The organism is Bordetella genomosp. 13 (genome assembly GCF_002119665.1).
Classification (GTDB): domain Bacteria; phylum Pseudomonadota; class Gammaproteobacteria; order Burkholderiales; family Burkholderiaceae_B; genus Bordetella.
In genome coordinates this window covers 4,385,125-4,399,938 of record NZ_CP021111.1, presented here as the reverse complement: position 1 = coordinate 4,399,938, position 14,814 = coordinate 4,385,125, and the positions used below count along the sequence as shown (strand labels likewise).

At 67.0% G+C, this 14,814-nt stretch carries 8 protein-coding genes and 1 tRNA gene; 4 read left to right on the top strand and 5 right to left on the bottom strand.

Translation table 11 applies throughout. The features are described from left to right. Positions 1-23: 23 nt before the first annotated feature. The 3 genes from CAL15_RS19790 to CAL15_RS19780 are packed head-to-tail and all read right to left on the bottom strand — an operon-like array spanning position 24 to position 2,634. Positions 24-1,031 carry an ornithine cyclodeaminase family protein gene (locus CAL15_RS19790; protein ID WP_086080059.1) on the bottom strand — a complete coding sequence of 336 codons (1,008 nt, stop codon included), beginning with the start codon at positions 1,029-1,031 and terminating at the stop codon, positions 24-26. Next, positions 1,028-1,633 (bottom strand): hypothetical protein, encoded by a 606-nt coding sequence (locus CAL15_RS19785; RefSeq protein WP_086080058.1) that lies wholly within the window; start codon positions 1,631-1,633, stop codon positions 1,028-1,030. The genes CAL15_RS19790 and CAL15_RS19785 overlap by 4 nt, the downstream gene beginning before the upstream one ends. Positions 1,634-1,641: 8 nt before the next feature. After that, the gene (locus tag CAL15_RS19780) at positions 1,642-2,634 is read right to left on the bottom strand and encodes a Bug family tripartite tricarboxylate transporter substrate binding protein (RefSeq protein WP_086080057.1); all 993 of its coding nucleotides are present in this window, start codon (positions 2,632-2,634) and stop codon (positions 1,642-1,644) included. Positions 2,635-2,798: 164 nt separating this feature from the next. Between CAL15_RS19780 and CAL15_RS19775 the strand changes: the two genes are divergently transcribed. After that, complete coding sequence (locus tag CAL15_RS19775) at positions 2,799-4,109, top strand: citrate/2-methylcitrate synthase (protein ID WP_157666697.1); 1,311 nt, start codon at positions 2,799-2,801, stop codon at positions 4,107-4,109. A 280-nt stretch (positions 4,110-4,389) separates the two neighbouring features. Here CAL15_RS19775 and CAL15_RS19770 read toward each other — a convergent pair whose 3' ends face one another. Both CAL15_RS19770 and CAL15_RS19765 read right to left on the bottom strand, forming a co-directional pair. Further along, positions 4,390-6,156: a thiamine pyrophosphate-binding protein gene (locus CAL15_RS19770; RefSeq protein WP_086080055.1), complete on the bottom strand. Its 1,767-nt coding sequence runs from the start codon at positions 6,154-6,156 to the stop codon at positions 4,390-4,392. A gap of 8 nt (positions 6,157-6,164) precedes the next feature. After that, the gene (locus tag CAL15_RS19765; protein WP_086080054.1) at positions 6,165-7,658 is read right to left on the bottom strand and encodes an aldehyde dehydrogenase family protein; all 1,494 of its coding nucleotides are present in this window, start codon (positions 7,656-7,658) and stop codon (positions 6,165-6,167) included. 260 nt (positions 7,659-7,918) lie between these two features. On the opposite strand from CAL15_RS19765, the gene CAL15_RS19760 reads away from it, so the two are divergent. The 3 genes from CAL15_RS19760 to CAL15_RS19745 all read left to right on the top strand — a co-directional run bounded on the left by CAL15_RS19760 (position 7,919) and on the right by CAL15_RS19745 (position 14,803). Next, positions 7,919-7,994: transfer RNA gene (locus CAL15_RS19760), tRNA-Lys, on the top strand. 464 nt (positions 7,995-8,458) lie between these two features. Beyond that, positions 8,459-12,055, top strand: a complete 3,597-nt coding sequence (locus CAL15_RS24805) for an autotransporter family protein (RefSeq protein ID WP_157666696.1) — start codon at positions 8,459-8,461, stop codon at positions 12,053-12,055. A gap of 1,470 nt (positions 12,056-13,525) precedes the next feature. Continuing rightward, positions 13,526-14,803: a nucleotide sugar dehydrogenase gene (locus CAL15_RS19745; protein WP_086080051.1), complete on the top strand. Its 1,278-nt coding sequence runs from the start codon at positions 13,526-13,528 to the stop codon at positions 14,801-14,803. The last annotated feature ends 11 nt before the right edge of the window (positions 14,804-14,814 follow it).

Genomic DNA, 14,814 nt, shown 5'->3' with positions numbered 1-14,814 from the left:
TCGATGTGTACGGGATTCGGCAATCACGCCTGCGCGGTGGCGGGCGCCGCGAAGAAGCGTGGCTTGCTCTTCACGGGCGCCGGCACGGCGCGTCCGATGCCCTGGGTGCGGGCCCGTCGCAGAATCTCCACGCCCAACGCCAGGTCGGACAACCCCATGCCCATGGCCTTGAACAGCGTCAGGTCGGCGGTGTCGGGGCGGCGCACCCCGTCCTGGATGCGCTGCGACAGCGTCTGCACGGCATCCCAGTTCTCGCCATAGCGGGTGCGGAACTCGCGCGACAGGCGCTGTACGCTGGACAGGTCATCGACCGCCACCACGTCGGCCCGGTCGAACACATCCTGGTGGAACTCTTCGCGGTCGGGGGCGATGGCGCCGATGGCATTGACGTGCGCGCCGCGCGCCAGCATGCCGGCATCCACGAAGGGTTCGCGAGCGCGCGTGGCCAGCGTGACGACGTCGGCGCCGTCGCAGGCCCGGCCCATGGTGGCGCAGGCCTCGGTGCGCAGGTCGCGCTCGGGAAACGTCTCGGCGATGCGCGCGGCGAAGGCCTCGCGCGATGACGCGGTGGGACTGTAGACGCGCACCTCGCGGATGTCGCGCACCGCCAGCACGGCGGCGACCTGCGACATGGCCTGCTTGCCCGTGCCGGCCATGGCCAGCACCCGCGCATCGGAACGGGCCAGCCAATCCGTGGCCACGCCGGTGGTGCCGCCAGTGCGCATGTTGCCCAGCGCGAAGGCCTCGATGATGGCGGCCAACTGGCCATCGGCCGCATTCCACAGCAACAGCAGCGGGCAGGTGCCGCCCTCGGTGTGCGCCCAGGTCTTGGTGCCCACGTAGTCGCCCAGCCGCGCGCCCAGCGCATGCAGGTTGTTGTGCCCGAACTGCAGCATGGTCTTGGGCATGCTGGCGGCCTTGCCCTGCGCTTGCAGGCTCAGGCCCTGTCCCAGCGCGGGAATGGCCTCGGCCAGCGTCAGCAGCGACGTGACCTGGGATTCCGTGATCCACACGGGTTCTGCATTCGTCATTGTTGCGATCCTTCTTTGGGGGCTGCGCCGGCGTTCGCCCGCGGCTCGCCGAAACCGTCTTCCCAGATGGAAGGAACGGGCGGCTTCAGGCCGAAGGTGTTGACCACCAGTGCGTGGGTGACATAGCGGCCGGCCAGCATGGCGACCGCCACGGCCTGCCCGGCGGGCAGTAGCGCCGCCAGCCGATCGAATTCGTCGCGGGCCTGCAGGCCGCGCGTGCGTACTGAAGCCATCACGTAGCGCTGCACGGCGCGCTCTTCGTCGGACAGCCCGCCGGCGGCGTCGGGGTCGAGGCGCTCGACCTCGCGTATCCACTCGCGCTTGAAGCCGATGCGCACGCACAGCCGCTCGTGCTGGTGGCGCTCGTAGGCGTTCTCCATCAGCGTGGCGGTGGTCAGCACGGCCACCTCGGCCAGGTTGTCGGGCAGCGCGTCCTTCAGGGCCTCGGTGAAGCGCATGAAGTGCAGCAGCACGTCGGGCGCATGGGCGCCGACCTGGAACAGTTCGCCCAGGTACCCGAGGCGCTTCACGCGCGGCATCAGGTACTCGGCCAGGTCCGGACGCATGTCGTCCAGTTTCAGGCGGGGAATGGCAAGACTCATGGTTCGACTCAATCGATGGTGATGCGGTATTGGTCGGCCAGCTTCTTCCACTTCACCAGGTCGTCGGCGACCTGCTTCTGCAACTGCGGACCGTCCATGGCCATGGGCACGAACAGGCGGTCGGAGAGGTCCTTGCGGGTCTTTTCCTCGCGCGCCATTGCCATGAATTCCTTGCGCAGCTGGTCGACGATGGGCTGCGGCGTTCTCGAGGTGACGAAGAAGCCCAGCCACACCGCGAAGTCGTAGTCCTTGAAATTGGGCAGTTCGGCCAGCGCCGGCACGTCGGGATGGAAGGGCACGCGATGCTTGGTGGCCACCGCCAGCAGCTTGATCTTGCCGGTCTTCAGCTGCGGGCTGATGTTGGAGATGGCGTTGAAGATCACCGGCACCTGGCCGCCCAGCCCGTCGGTAAGGGCCGGCGCGCAGCCCTTGTAGGGCACGTGAACCATGTCGATGCCCGCGCGGTTGGCGAACTCGACGCCGGCGAAGTGCTGCGCCGTGCCCGTGCCGCAGGACGAGAAACTGAGCTTGCCCGGGTTGGCTTTGCCATAGGCGATGAGCTCCTGCACGGTGTTGACCGGCAGGGTGGTGCTGACGGCCAGTGCCACGGGCGTCTCGGCGATGGCCATGATGGGCGTCAGGTCCTTCTGCAGGTCGAAGTTCTGCTTCACGCCCAGGGCCGCGTTCACGGTCATGGTGTTGTTGCCGATCAGGATGGTCTGGCCGTTGGGCTCGGAACGCACCACATACTCGCTGGCGATGTTGCCCGATGCGCCCGCGCGGTTCTCCACCACGAAGGTCTGCTTGAAGATCTCGCCGAGCCGGGGCGACAGCATGCGGCCGATGACGTCTGTGCTGCCGCCGGGCGGGAAGGCCGACACCATGGTGACGGGGTGTTCGGGATAGGCGGAGTAGGCGGCGCCGGCCAGCGCCAGGGACAGGCCCAGCCAGGCGGCATAGCGGCTTGCGAGGTGCAGCGGGCGGATGCGGCGATGAAGCATGTTTGTCTCCTGAAGATTCTCTGGTCTTGGTATGAATCCTGGGAGTATCGTAGGAGCCAAATCAATGTATGTATAGCTTGATTTACAATCAATCAACCATCACGATCTGGGCTACCATTTCGTCATCGCATTGGGCTCCGTGGGGCCCGCACCGGACAGTTCGCATGGAAAACCGACGCAGAAAGGTGGCCAGGCCGATCGCCGACCACCACCCCGAGGGCCACGGCGCCGGCGCCACGCTGGTCGATGCGCGCGCGGCCATCGAGCGCCTGGGCATCAAGATGCAGACGCTGTACGCCTACGTCAGTCGCGGGTGGGTGCGGGTGGTGCCGGCCGTGGGCGGCAAGGGCAACCTGTATTACGTCGAAGACCTGGACGCGCTGGCCGCGCGCGGCCGCGGCCGCTCGATGTCGGGCGCCGGCGCCGAACGCATGATCCGCTGGGGCGGCAACGCGGTCATGCAGACGTCGATCACGGCCATCGGGCCCGAGGGGCCGCGCTATCGCGGCAAGCCGGCAGCCGAACTGGTGCATCATCATCGTTCGTTCGAGGACTGCACCGAACTGCTGTGGAACGGCATGCTGCCGGACACCTCGGTGGCATGGCAGCCGGCGCGGCCCGGTGCGGGATTCCAGGCGCTGGCCGAAGGTATCGTGCAGGTGGCGGGACGCAATCACTCGCGCCGCCTGCTGTCGGTGGCGGTCGAGGCCTATGCGGCCAGCCTGGGGCGCAATCCCGAACTGGCGCTGGGCGCGCCCGCGCTGGCGGCGCGTCAACTGATACAGGCCATGGCGGCGGCCACCGGCTTGCTGACTTCCGAGCCCACCTACGTGCTGAACGATGCGCCGCAATCCATCGCGCAGATCGTGGCGCGCAATCTGCGCGTGGATGACAAGCCGGAGCGCTTGCGCATCATCGACGCGGCGTTGATTCTCAGCGCCGACAATGAACTGGCGCCTGCCACCTTCGCGGCGCGCATAGCGGCGTCGGCGGGGGCGGACCTGTTTTCGTGCGTGACGACGGCGCTTGGGGCGTTCGAGGGCATGCTGACCGGATTGGGATGCGAGCAGGCCGAGGCGGCGCTGGCGCAGTCGCAGTCGCCCGACGCGTATCTCGCGCATCTGAAAAGCCTGCTGGCGCGCAAGAGCCCGGTGCCGGGATATGGGCACCCGCTGTATCCGGACGGCGATCCGCGAGCCGTGCTGCTGCTGGAGTTGATACGCGAGGCGGGACCATTCGGGGCGCGCGGCAAGCGTGCATTGCAGGGCGTCGAACGTGCGGAAAGCGAACTGGGATTGAAGCCCAACCTGCCGATGGCGCTGGCGGTGTTGTCGGCGGTGCTGAATGCGCCGGTCGGGGCGTCGGGGGCGTTGATGTCGGTGGGCAGGGCGGCGGGGTGGGTGGCGCATGCGTTGGAGCAGCGGTTGGCGGGGTTTCTCGTGCGGCCGCGGGCTCGGTATATTGGGCCGTCTTAGGCGGGTGCCCTTGCACCCCGTCGGATGGCGCTTCGAAGGCGTCCTCGGTCAGGGGTGCTCGCCCGCGCCGGCCAAGTCGCTCGGCTCGGGCGCGCCATCAGGCGCCCTCGGTCCCCTTCGGGGACTCCCCTCGCTCCAATTGGCCGTCGGGGGCGACCACCCCTGACCGAGGACTCATTGCAGCGGCATGCGAGAGGTTTGTGGGTTGCGTCATGCGGAGGGCGGTGCGAGTGGGGCCAGTGGTGCTAGTGGCGCCGGTGGTGCCCGTCGTACGGTCTCGTCAATGGCCTCTGCCTAGCGCCTTTGCCATGGTTTTCGCGTATTCGCGAGCGACGTGTGCATCGATGACGGCGACCTGGCCGGCGCGTACGGCGGCGATGGCCTGGGGCAGGGTCTCGGCCAATTGGGCTGTTGTTCGTACCGGACCCCATGCTTGCGCGCCCTGGGCGCGCGCCATGCCTGCGATGTCGATCTCGGGACCTTCGATGCGTTGGCCGATCCACTTGTTTTCGACGGGGCGCGAGCGGATCTGCGCGACTTTTTCCTGGTGGACTTCGTCGTTGAAGAAGGAGCGGTTGTTGGCGACGATGATCAGCAGCGGGATCTTGTAGCTGACCGCGGTCCACAGCGCGGTCGCGCCCATCAGGAAATCGCCGTCGCCCAGCACCGCCACCGGCAGACGGGACGAGTCTTTGAGCCCCAGCGCCGCGCCTACGGCCATGCCGGGGCCCGACCCGATGCCGCCGCCGCCGTCGTAGCCCAGGTAGTCCAGCGGGTGCGCCAGCGGATGCGCGTCGCCGGGCCAGCCCAGGTTGGCGCGGATCAGGCAGGCGGGGGCGTTGCGGCGCAACTGATGGCTGATGGCGCCGGCGAAGGCGGCCAGCGACATGCCCTCGGGCGTGTCGGCCGACGGGCCGGGATTCCAGTCGGGCTCTTGCGGCAGTGGCTGCGGCGCCATGCGCGGCGCGCCGAGCGCACGCATGGCCTCGAGGGCCTGCGCGGCGAACTCGTCGGGGTCGCACATCAGATAGGTGTCGGCGCCCGCCAGGCCCTGGTGCTCGCCGCCGAAGCCGTTGTGCAGCACCTGGTCCAGCGACACCTGCACGACGTGCGCCGCCGCGCTTTCGGCGCCCCATGCGGTGCGCAGTGTGCCGGCCAGGTCCACCCAGTCCAGGCTCAACACCACGTCGGCCTGGCGCAGGGCCTGCAGGCCTTCGTCGGCCATGAAGAACGACGGCACGGTGCCGTGCAGCGGATGGCGGGTGGGGAAGGCAGCGCCGACCTTGAAGTCGGTCAGCACGGTCGCGCCGCAATGCTCGGCCAGCGCCACGCGGCGGCGCCAGTCGTCTTCGTCGCGCGAGACGCGGCCGGCCAGGATCACCGGCCGCCTGGCGGAATACAGCCGCTGCGCGACCTCGTGGGCGACGCGGTCGGCCACGCCGGGCCGCCGCGGCGGCGCATAGCGGTCCAGGGACAGGTAGGGCGGCGCCTCGCGGCATGCGGCTTCCTGCAGCGCGCTGTCGAAACACACGTACACCGGGCCCTGCGGCTGCGTGGTGGCGATCTGCCGGGCGCGCAGCACCGCATCGCGCGCGCCCTCGAGAGACGACGGTTCGGCGTCCCATTTGACGAAGGTGCGCACCAGCGCGCCCTGGTCCTTGGACGTGTGCAGCCAGTCGATCCAGGGACGGCGGCGCGCCGAGTCCACCGGACCGGTGGCGCCGAACACCATCACGGGCACGCGATCGCAGTACGCGTCGAAGATCGCCATCGATCCGTGCATGAGGCCCACGTTGGCGTGCAGGATGGCGCCCATGGGCCGGCCCGTCACCTTGGCGTAGCCATGCGCGATGGCCACGGCGTGCTCTTCGTGCAGCACCGTCAGCATTCTGGGGGATTCGTCGCCCAGGTAGTTGACCAGGCTGTCGTGCAGGCCGCGGTAGCTGGCGCCGGGATTCAGCGCGACATACTCCAGGCCGATGTGGCGCATCAGGCCGGCCAGATAATCGCTGCCCCATTGGGGCGTGTGTGGCGTGTCGATCGACATGGGGGCAATCAATCCAGGGTGACGTTGACGTTCTTCGTCTGGGTGAACTCGAACAGCTCTTCCTTGCATTCCTCGCGGCCGATGCCCGAGTGCTTGTAGCCGCCGAACGGAGCGCCGATGAAGTGCGCGGACGAACCGTTGATCCACACATAGCCGGCCTGCACGCGGGCCGCGGCGCGATGGGCGGTGCGCAGGTCGGTGGTCCAGATCGAGGCCGTCAGGCCGTAGTCCACGCCATTGACGGCGTCGTACAGCTCGTCCTCGCTCGACCACTTCAACACCGACAGGACTGGGCCGAAGATCTCTTCGCGCGCCACGCGCATGGCGGGCGTGACGCCCGACAGAATGGTCGGCTCGACGAAATAGCCCTGCGCCAACGCGGCATCCGCGCAGCGCCGGCCGCCGTGCGCGACCAAGGCGCCTTCCGACACGGCGGACCCGACGAAGGCCAGCGTCTTGTCCATCTGGTCGCGCGACACCAGCGCGCCCATGGTGGTGCGCATGTCGGTGGGCGGGCCGGGACTATGCATCTCGGCGGTCAGCGCGACGATGCGCGCCAGCACCCGGTCGTGGACGGACTCGTGCAGGAACAGGCGGCTGGTCGAGCCGCACGACTGGCCGCACCAGGTGAAGTTCATGCCGCGCACCGCGCCCAGCGGCACCTTCTCCAGGTCGGCGTCCGGGTACACCACCATCGCGTTCTTGCCGCCCAGTTCCAGCAGCACCTTCTTCAGGTCTTCGGCGGCCGTGCGCATCACCGCCTTGCCGGCGTTCACGCTGCCGATCAGCGCGACGGCGGCCACGGCGGCGTGGGCGGACAGGGCTGCGCCCGTGTCGCGATCGCCGCTGACGCAGTTCAACACGCCCGGTGGAAACAGGCCGCCTATCAGTTCGAACAGGCGCAGCGTGGACAGCGGCGCCTGCTCGGGCGGCTTGACGATGACGGTATTGCCCGCCGCCAGCGGCGCCGCGATCTTGCCCGCCGCGAACATGAAGGGATGGTTGAACGGGATGATGCGCGCCACCACCCCCAGCGGCTCGCGCAGCGTGTAGTCCAGCGAGCCGTTCATCGTGGGGATGGTCTCGCCCTTCAGCTCCATGACCAGGCCGGCGAAATACTCCAGCTGCGTGGCCGCGATGACGGCGTCGTCCAGCATCTGGCGCACCGGATTGCCGCAGTCGGCGGCGTCGATCAATGCAAGTTCCAGGGCGTGCTCGCGCACGACGGCGGCGGCCTGGCGCAGCAGGGCGGCGCGGGTCAATGGGGGCGTGTCGCGCCAGGCGGGGAAGGCGGTACGGGCTGCCGCGACGGCCGCGGCGACGTCGTCCGCGTTGCCCACCGCGTAGCGTCCGAGCTCGGCTTGCGAACCTGGGCTGATGCTGGATTGATATACCCCCGACAGCGGCGCGTGCCAGGCGCCGCCGTAATAAAGATCGCGCCGCGTGGGAAGCGCGGCGGCGACGTGCGATGAGAGGTCCGGGCCCTGTTCGGAAGTGATCATGAAAGCGCTCGCTGGCTATCCGGGGCGGCACGCGGGCGGTGCGCGCCTGCCGTGCGGCAAGGGGAGAGGAGCAGCTAGGCTATGCGTGTCGGTATATGTTGGTCAATCTTGATTTGAAATCAACTATGCCGGCTGCGGTGCGCCAAGGCCGTGGGCGTTGGATGTGGCATGGAGATGACGCCCGTTGGACAAGCGGAAAAATCCATGTATAATTTTTCGTCTTGGCTGGCCGCGCATCGTTTTGGCGTGATGTCAGCTAGGGGCTGTTAGCTCAGTTGGTAGAGCAGCGGACTCTTAATCCGTAGGTCGAGTGTTCGAGCCACTCACAGCCCACCAGAATTCCCGGATATTGCTTTGCGATATCAAGCACCTAGCCCATCGTTCGCGATGGGCTTTTGCTTTCCGGCGTCTGTCCATGGGCATTTTTTGCCGCAATGGCCGCTCGCTTGTTCGGCTTCATGCCTCTGCGCGGTCGCCGAGTGGGCCCAAAAGGCGTTCGCCTGCAAAGACCAGCGATCTTTGCCGCCATTCTCGAAATCCCCCGTTTCCGTCTGTGCCCGTACCTTGAACCCATAACGTGTCGAGGACGGCATACGACCATCAGGAAGCGCGGTGAGTGCATTCCCAAACAAAACATGCCGCTCCCGTCCGCCGGCTTCTACAATCGCCGCGCGCCGTCTGCATAGTGCGCGCCCAAGTCGCGGCGTTACCCACTGAACGACGTGGGCTGGATTTTCCCTCGTGCTTCGCCAATCCTGGCGTGCGATCGCGCACGCCGTTCCTGCCTTTTTCTCGCCGATATGAAAACGAAAAACACCTCGCAAGGAAATCGCATCACCCGGCATGGCCGAGCTGCCCACCTGCCCTTGTCCACGTTGAAACTTGCTCTGGGCGCCGCAATCCTGTCGGCTGCGGCGCCCATGGCGGCCTACGGCGCGCCGGGCGATATCGCCAGCGGCGGCGGACAGGGCGGTAAAGGCGGCGACTCCACCAACGGCAGTGGCGGCGGTGGCGGGGTGGGGGGCCTGGCGGGCGGTGGTGGCGGCGGCGGAGGGGGACAAGGAGGCATGATCCCCGCCACGCCGGTGGCCGGCGGCGGCGGCGGCAGCGGCGCGCCGCTGGGCGGTCTAGCCGGACCAGGCGCCAACGGGGGCAATTCCAGCTCCGCGGGCGGCTTTGGGGGCCTCGTCCTGGGCGGGGATGCCAGTTCGGCCGGTGGCGGCGGCGGCGGTGCCGGCGGCGTCGCCGCCCCTGGCGGCCCAGGGGGCAATAGTCTGACGCCGCCCGGCAACGTCAGCGCGAATCCGAACACGGTGCTATCCAGCGCGATGGCGGGGAACAACGGCGATCACGGTAGTGCGGGTTCCTTCGATTCGGGCGGTGGCGGCGGCAGCGGCGGCCAGGGCGGCCTGGTCCTGACCGGACCGAATGCCGTGCTCTCCACCGGCGGAACGTCTGTCTCGGGCGGCAATGGCGGCAACGGGGCCACGGCGGTAGGCGGACCCGGCGGCGGCGGTGGCGGAGGCGCCGCCGTGGTGCTGGTGTCCGGCGGGATCATTCAGCATGACGGCTCCGTGATCATCGGCGGCACCGGTGGCGCGGCCGGCCTGGGCCCGGACTCGGCCGGCGGCGGGGGCGGCGCGGGCGTGTTCCTGGTCGATGGCGGCACCCTGTTCAACAATGCCGGCACGGTTCAGGGCGGTTTGGGCGGCGACGCCACGAGCGGTGCCGGCGGCCAGGGCGGCTCGGCGGTGCTTGCCAACCGTGGGGCAGTAAATAACGCCGCGTTCATCCGGGGCGGCAATGGCGCCAGCGCCGCCGCGGCCGGGGCCGGTGGCGATGCCATCGTCGCCAACGGCACCGCGATTGCCAACGATGCCGGCGGGCAGATTCTCGGTGGCAGGGGCGGCGACGGCTTCGGCCCCAGCGGCCAGCCCGGCAACGGCGAGGCCGGCGTGCGCTTCATCAACACCGGAGGATCCCTGCAGAACGCCGGAACCATCACCGGCGGCGCAGCAGGCACCCCGAGCGGCGTCACCTCGGGGATCGGCGGGGCCGGTGTGATCGCCCAGGGCGGCGTCACGATCGCCAATAGCGGCACCATCTCGGGCGGCTTCAGCGGCGGGATCCGCGCCAATGCCGTCGAACTTGGCGGCGGCGCCAATCGCCTGACGCTGCAGGCAGGGTCCACCATCCTGGGCAACGTCGTCAGCACCAGCGGCACGACGCTCGGCGGGGATGTCCTCGCCTTGGGCGGCGATACGACGGATGCCAGTACCACCTTCAACGTCGGCCAGATCGGCGCGATGGGCGCCGCGGTCCAGTACCAGGGTTTCAACCGCTACGAGAAAACGGGCGCCAGCACGTGGACGCTGACCGGCTCCAACGCCGGCGTCACGCCGTGGACCCTGAGCGCCGGCACGCTGGTCGTCGCGGCGGACGCGGCCCTGGGCAACGTCGCTGGCGCCCTGGCCTTCAATGGCGGCACGCTGCGCAATACCGCGGCCATCGATACCGCCCGCGCCATCGTGGTGGACGCGGGCGGCATCCTCGATACGCCGCAGCCTTTGACGCTGCAAGGCACGCTTTCCGGCAGCGGCTCGCTGGCCAAGACCGGTGCCGCCACCCTGACGCTGAACGGCGCCAGTACCTCTTATACGGGCACCTTTGCGCTGCAGGCCGGCAAGCTGGTGGTGGGCGACGCCACGCACGCCGGCGCCGTCCTGTCCGGCATCGTGACCGTGGCCAACGGCGCCACGCTGGGCGGGCAGGGCACGGTTGGCGGCGCCGTGATCGGGGCCGGCGGCATCGTGGCGCCGGGCAACTCCATTGGCACGCTGCACGTTGCCGGCAACTTCACCATGGCGCCGGGCGCGGTCTATCAAGTAGAGGTGGATTCCGCAACCTCGTCCAGCGACCGCATCGTGGTGGGCGGCACGGCGACGCTGGCGGGTTCAGTCGTGCACGTGGGGCCGGACGGCAATTTCAGCCTGGCGCGCGACTACACCATCGTGACGGCGGCAGGAGGCCTGCAAGGAACGTTCGACAGCGTGGCCAGCAACTATGCCTTCCTGGATCCCAGGCTGAGCCACGGCGCGAACGATGTCACCCTGCGGATGCAGTTGAAGCAGGTGCCGGACGACGGCGGCTCGGGTGACGGGGGCGATGGCGGCAGTGGCGAAGGTGGCAGTGGCAATGGCGGCGGAGGCGACGGTGGCAGTGGCAACGGCGGAGGCACGCGGCCGATCCGCTTCGCCGATGCCGCGGAGACCCGCAACCAGCGTGCCGTCGCCAACGCCGTGCAAGGCATGCCGCAGGACAACGCGGTCTATTCCCAGGTGCTGAATCTTCCGGTTGGCGCGCCGCCGGGGGCATTCGATGCCTTGTCGGGTGAGGTCCACTCCAGCACCATCGCCGCGCTGCATGGCGTCGGCGACACGGTAGCGAGCCTGCCGATGGCGCACCTGCGCGCGAACCTGTACGCCGGCCAGACGGCTGGCGAACCCACGGCGCAAGCGGGCACGGCGGCATTGGGCGCGCCTGCCATGCCGAGGCCGGCCGCGCAGCCGCTATGGGCCGAGGTCTACGGCAACTGGCGCACGCTGGATGGGAATGGCAACGCCGGACGCGTGCGGCAGTCGGACGGCGGCCTGTTCGTAGGCGGCGACCGAGCGGTGGCCGCCGGCTGGCGGCTGGGCGGAGCGCTGGGCTACACCGGCAGCGATGTGTCGCTGCGCGACCGTGTCTCCACCGCGGACGTGGACAGCTACAGCGCCACGCTGTACGGCGGCAAGGCCTTCCAGGCCGGGCCGGGACACATCGAATGGACCGCGGGTGCGGCCTACACCTGGCACGATATCGATACGCGCCGCGATACCTCCGCCGCCGGACTGGCCGACACGCTGAAGGCCAGTTATCACGCCGGCACCGCGCAGATCTTCACGGAATTGGGCTACCGCTTGCCGGTGGGCGACCGCATGGCGGTGCAGCCCTTCGCCGGCGTCAATTACAGCGACTTGCGCGTGCGCGGGTTTTCGGAATCCGGCGGCGCGGCGGCGCTGGACGGCGAAAGCGAACGCAGCGCCGTCACCACCACCACGCTGGGGCTGCGCGGCGAGCTTCGCTTCGAGTCCGGCGGCATGCCGGGCCGCGTGCACGCCATGGCCGGCTGGCGCCATGCCTTTGGCGACCTCGATCCCGCCACTACCATGGCCTTCGGCGACAGCGTGCCTTTCACGGTGGCGGGCGCGCCCATCGCGCAGGATGCGGCCGTGATGGAATTGGGCATCGACATGCGGGTGACGAAATCGACGAGCGTGGGCGTGGCCTACAACGGCCAGTTCGGCGGCGGCAACCGGCAGAATGCCGGCAGCATCAACGTCGCATGGCGCTTCTAGCGGCGGTCGATCGACCGTCGCATATGAAACAGGTACGGCACCTGGCGCTGCCATCAGCGCTTGCGACGCACGCCAGAGTTCATATTGCTGAGGATGCTGGTTTGCAGGCCGTTCTGATTCGGCGGCAACGGACCGCACGCCCGGAGGCGCGTGCAGGGTCTGGAAAATCCGGATGATCGCGCCCACTAGATTGCGGCGGGGGCGCGAGTTGCCGAGACAAACAACCGTATGACGCGCTTCGGGCCTTGCCGACGTCTACCTCAATGCACGCTTCGGGGCTGGTTTCCTTTGCCGCAGACGCTTTGCTTGGCCGCCGCTTGGGCGGCCGCTGACTGAGCAAGACCGACCGCACCGGTAAGCAGTACGGTGCTCAGTGTCATGGACAACATAGAAAGCTCACCCTCGCGGACGTTTATTCACTGGCGTTAATTTACGCCCGCGCCTGCCTTTGACAATGACCGGTCAATGACGCCTTGTCGGAAGGATCACGTCCACGCTGACGGTCGCCCCACTGTCATGGATCAGTGCGTGGCCATCCGGGGATGAACATCCGGAACGTCGAAGGTCGTTATCGATAGGGTTTTTAATGATTGCTGCTTTTTCATGATGGCGCGGGATTATGGAAAGCATGATGAAAAAGAGCTTTCCGAAATGCTTGATTATTTTCATTCCGCGTGAATGCGTATGCGTGTTTATATATCTGGCATTCTCGATAAATTGACAATCGAAATGAACTGCAAAGCCGGATAATCCCCGGTCGTAGTAATTTCCGGGATCCGGAAAGTTAATATAGCGATCGCTTGTCTTTCTCACCGGTGGCTTGGCGAATAAAAACTCAAAAATACAGGTCCCCGGGCGAGGTCTATGACACAGAGCTGTCCCTACACAATGCAGATGACCGCGGTTCGAGACAAGTCGGCCCTGTCGGGCATGTCAGGCTTCGGCAAAACCATCGGCCATGGGCCAGGTTCTCACTCCTTCAACGCCACGCAGTCCTGTCGGCGCGCGGCTCTCCGGCGAGGTAGCGGCTGTCACGAAAAACCCCTTCATCATGCATGTTCCGTGCCGGAGAAGTGGACTGCACTGCCCATAAATATATAGGTTGCACTTATATTAAAAAAACGTCGTAATACCATTTACTACATTTAAAAATAGGTCTGCCATTACCGCATGTTGCGACTCCTGTAATCGGTGTAATTCATTACGACGCCTCTCCCTGTATTGTTGCGCCGCCGGGTAATTATTTCTGCAGCAAACGATAATTTTTAGAAAGATTATTGCTGCCCGGGCCGCCTACGATTCGTCGGCTCGCTGCCCGCCTGGTCCGGAAGGGTATCGAGACGTATCTTCCCCAATTGCGAAGCACCGAAAGATTGCGACGAGATGTTTCTGTCGTTCGCCGCTTCCCTGCGCTTCCCTGGGGGTCGACTTCTAGTGTCCGAGACACGACGAAAACAGCGAGGTAGTCCCGTGGTAAAGAGAATCGCAGTATGTGGCCTGGGTTATGTAGGCCTGCCGGTAGCCGTGGCGTTTTCCCGGCGTTTCGACGTCATCGGCTTCGATGTGGACAAGCGGCGTATTGCACGACTCAAAGAGGGCGATGACTGGACGGGCGAGATCGAGCGTGACGTACTGCAGGCTTCCAACCTGATGTTCACCGACCAGGTGTCGGAACTGGAGGGCTGCGACTTTTTCGTCGTGGCTGTCCCGACGCCGGTGGACGAACGCAACAATCCCGACTTTTCGCTGCTCGTGCGGGCGTGCCAGTCGATCGGCCCGGTGCTGCGCCCGGGCTGCATCGTCGTCTTCGAGTCCACCGTCCATCCCGGCGCGACCGAGGAAATCTGCGGACCCGAGCTGGAAAAAGCCTCGGGCCTGCGCTGCGGGGTCGATTTCAAGCTGGGTTATAGCCCCGAGCGCATCAACCCCGGCGATCGCGAGCATCCGCTGGAGAAAATCGTCAAGATCGTTTCCGGCCAGGATGCGGAATCGCTCGACGTGATCGCGGACGTCTACGGCAAGATCATCGAGGCGGGGGTGCACCGCGCGTCCTCCATCAAGGTCGCCGAGGCCGCGAAGGTTCTCGAAAACACCCAGCGCGACATCAACATCGCGCTGATGAACGAGATGTCGAAGATCTGCGACCTGGTCGGCATCCGTACCTCGGAAGTGCTGGCCGCCGCGGGAACCAAGTGGAATTTCCTGCGGTTCACGCCTGGCCTGGTGGGCGGCCACTGCATCGGCGTCGACCCGTATTACCTGACGTCCAAGGCCCAGGAGCTGGGCTACCACCCCGAGGTGATCCTGTCGGGGCGACGCATCAATGACGGCATGGCCAGCCATGTCGCCTCGCGCATCGTGCAGGAGCTGGCCCGAAACGGGCGGCTCAACGGCTCGACCCGCGTCGGCATCCTGGGCATGACGTTCAAGGAGAACGTGCCGGACATCCGGAACTCGAAGGTCGTCGATCTCTTCAATGCCCTCAAGCAGTACGGCATCACCCCGGTGGCCTGCGACCCGATGGCCGATTCGGCCCAGATGGAGCACGAGTACGGCATCAAGCTCGTGGACCGCAGCGAGTTCAAGAGCATGGACGTGCTGATTCTTGCCGTCCCGCATCGCGAGACCATGGAGTCCATCTGGGAAGACCTGCCGCATCTGGTCAAGAACGACGGCATGGTCTGCGACCTGAAGTCCGTGCTCGACAGCAGCCGACTCCAGCCCAACCTTCTGTACTGGACTCTCTGAGTCCCAGCCGT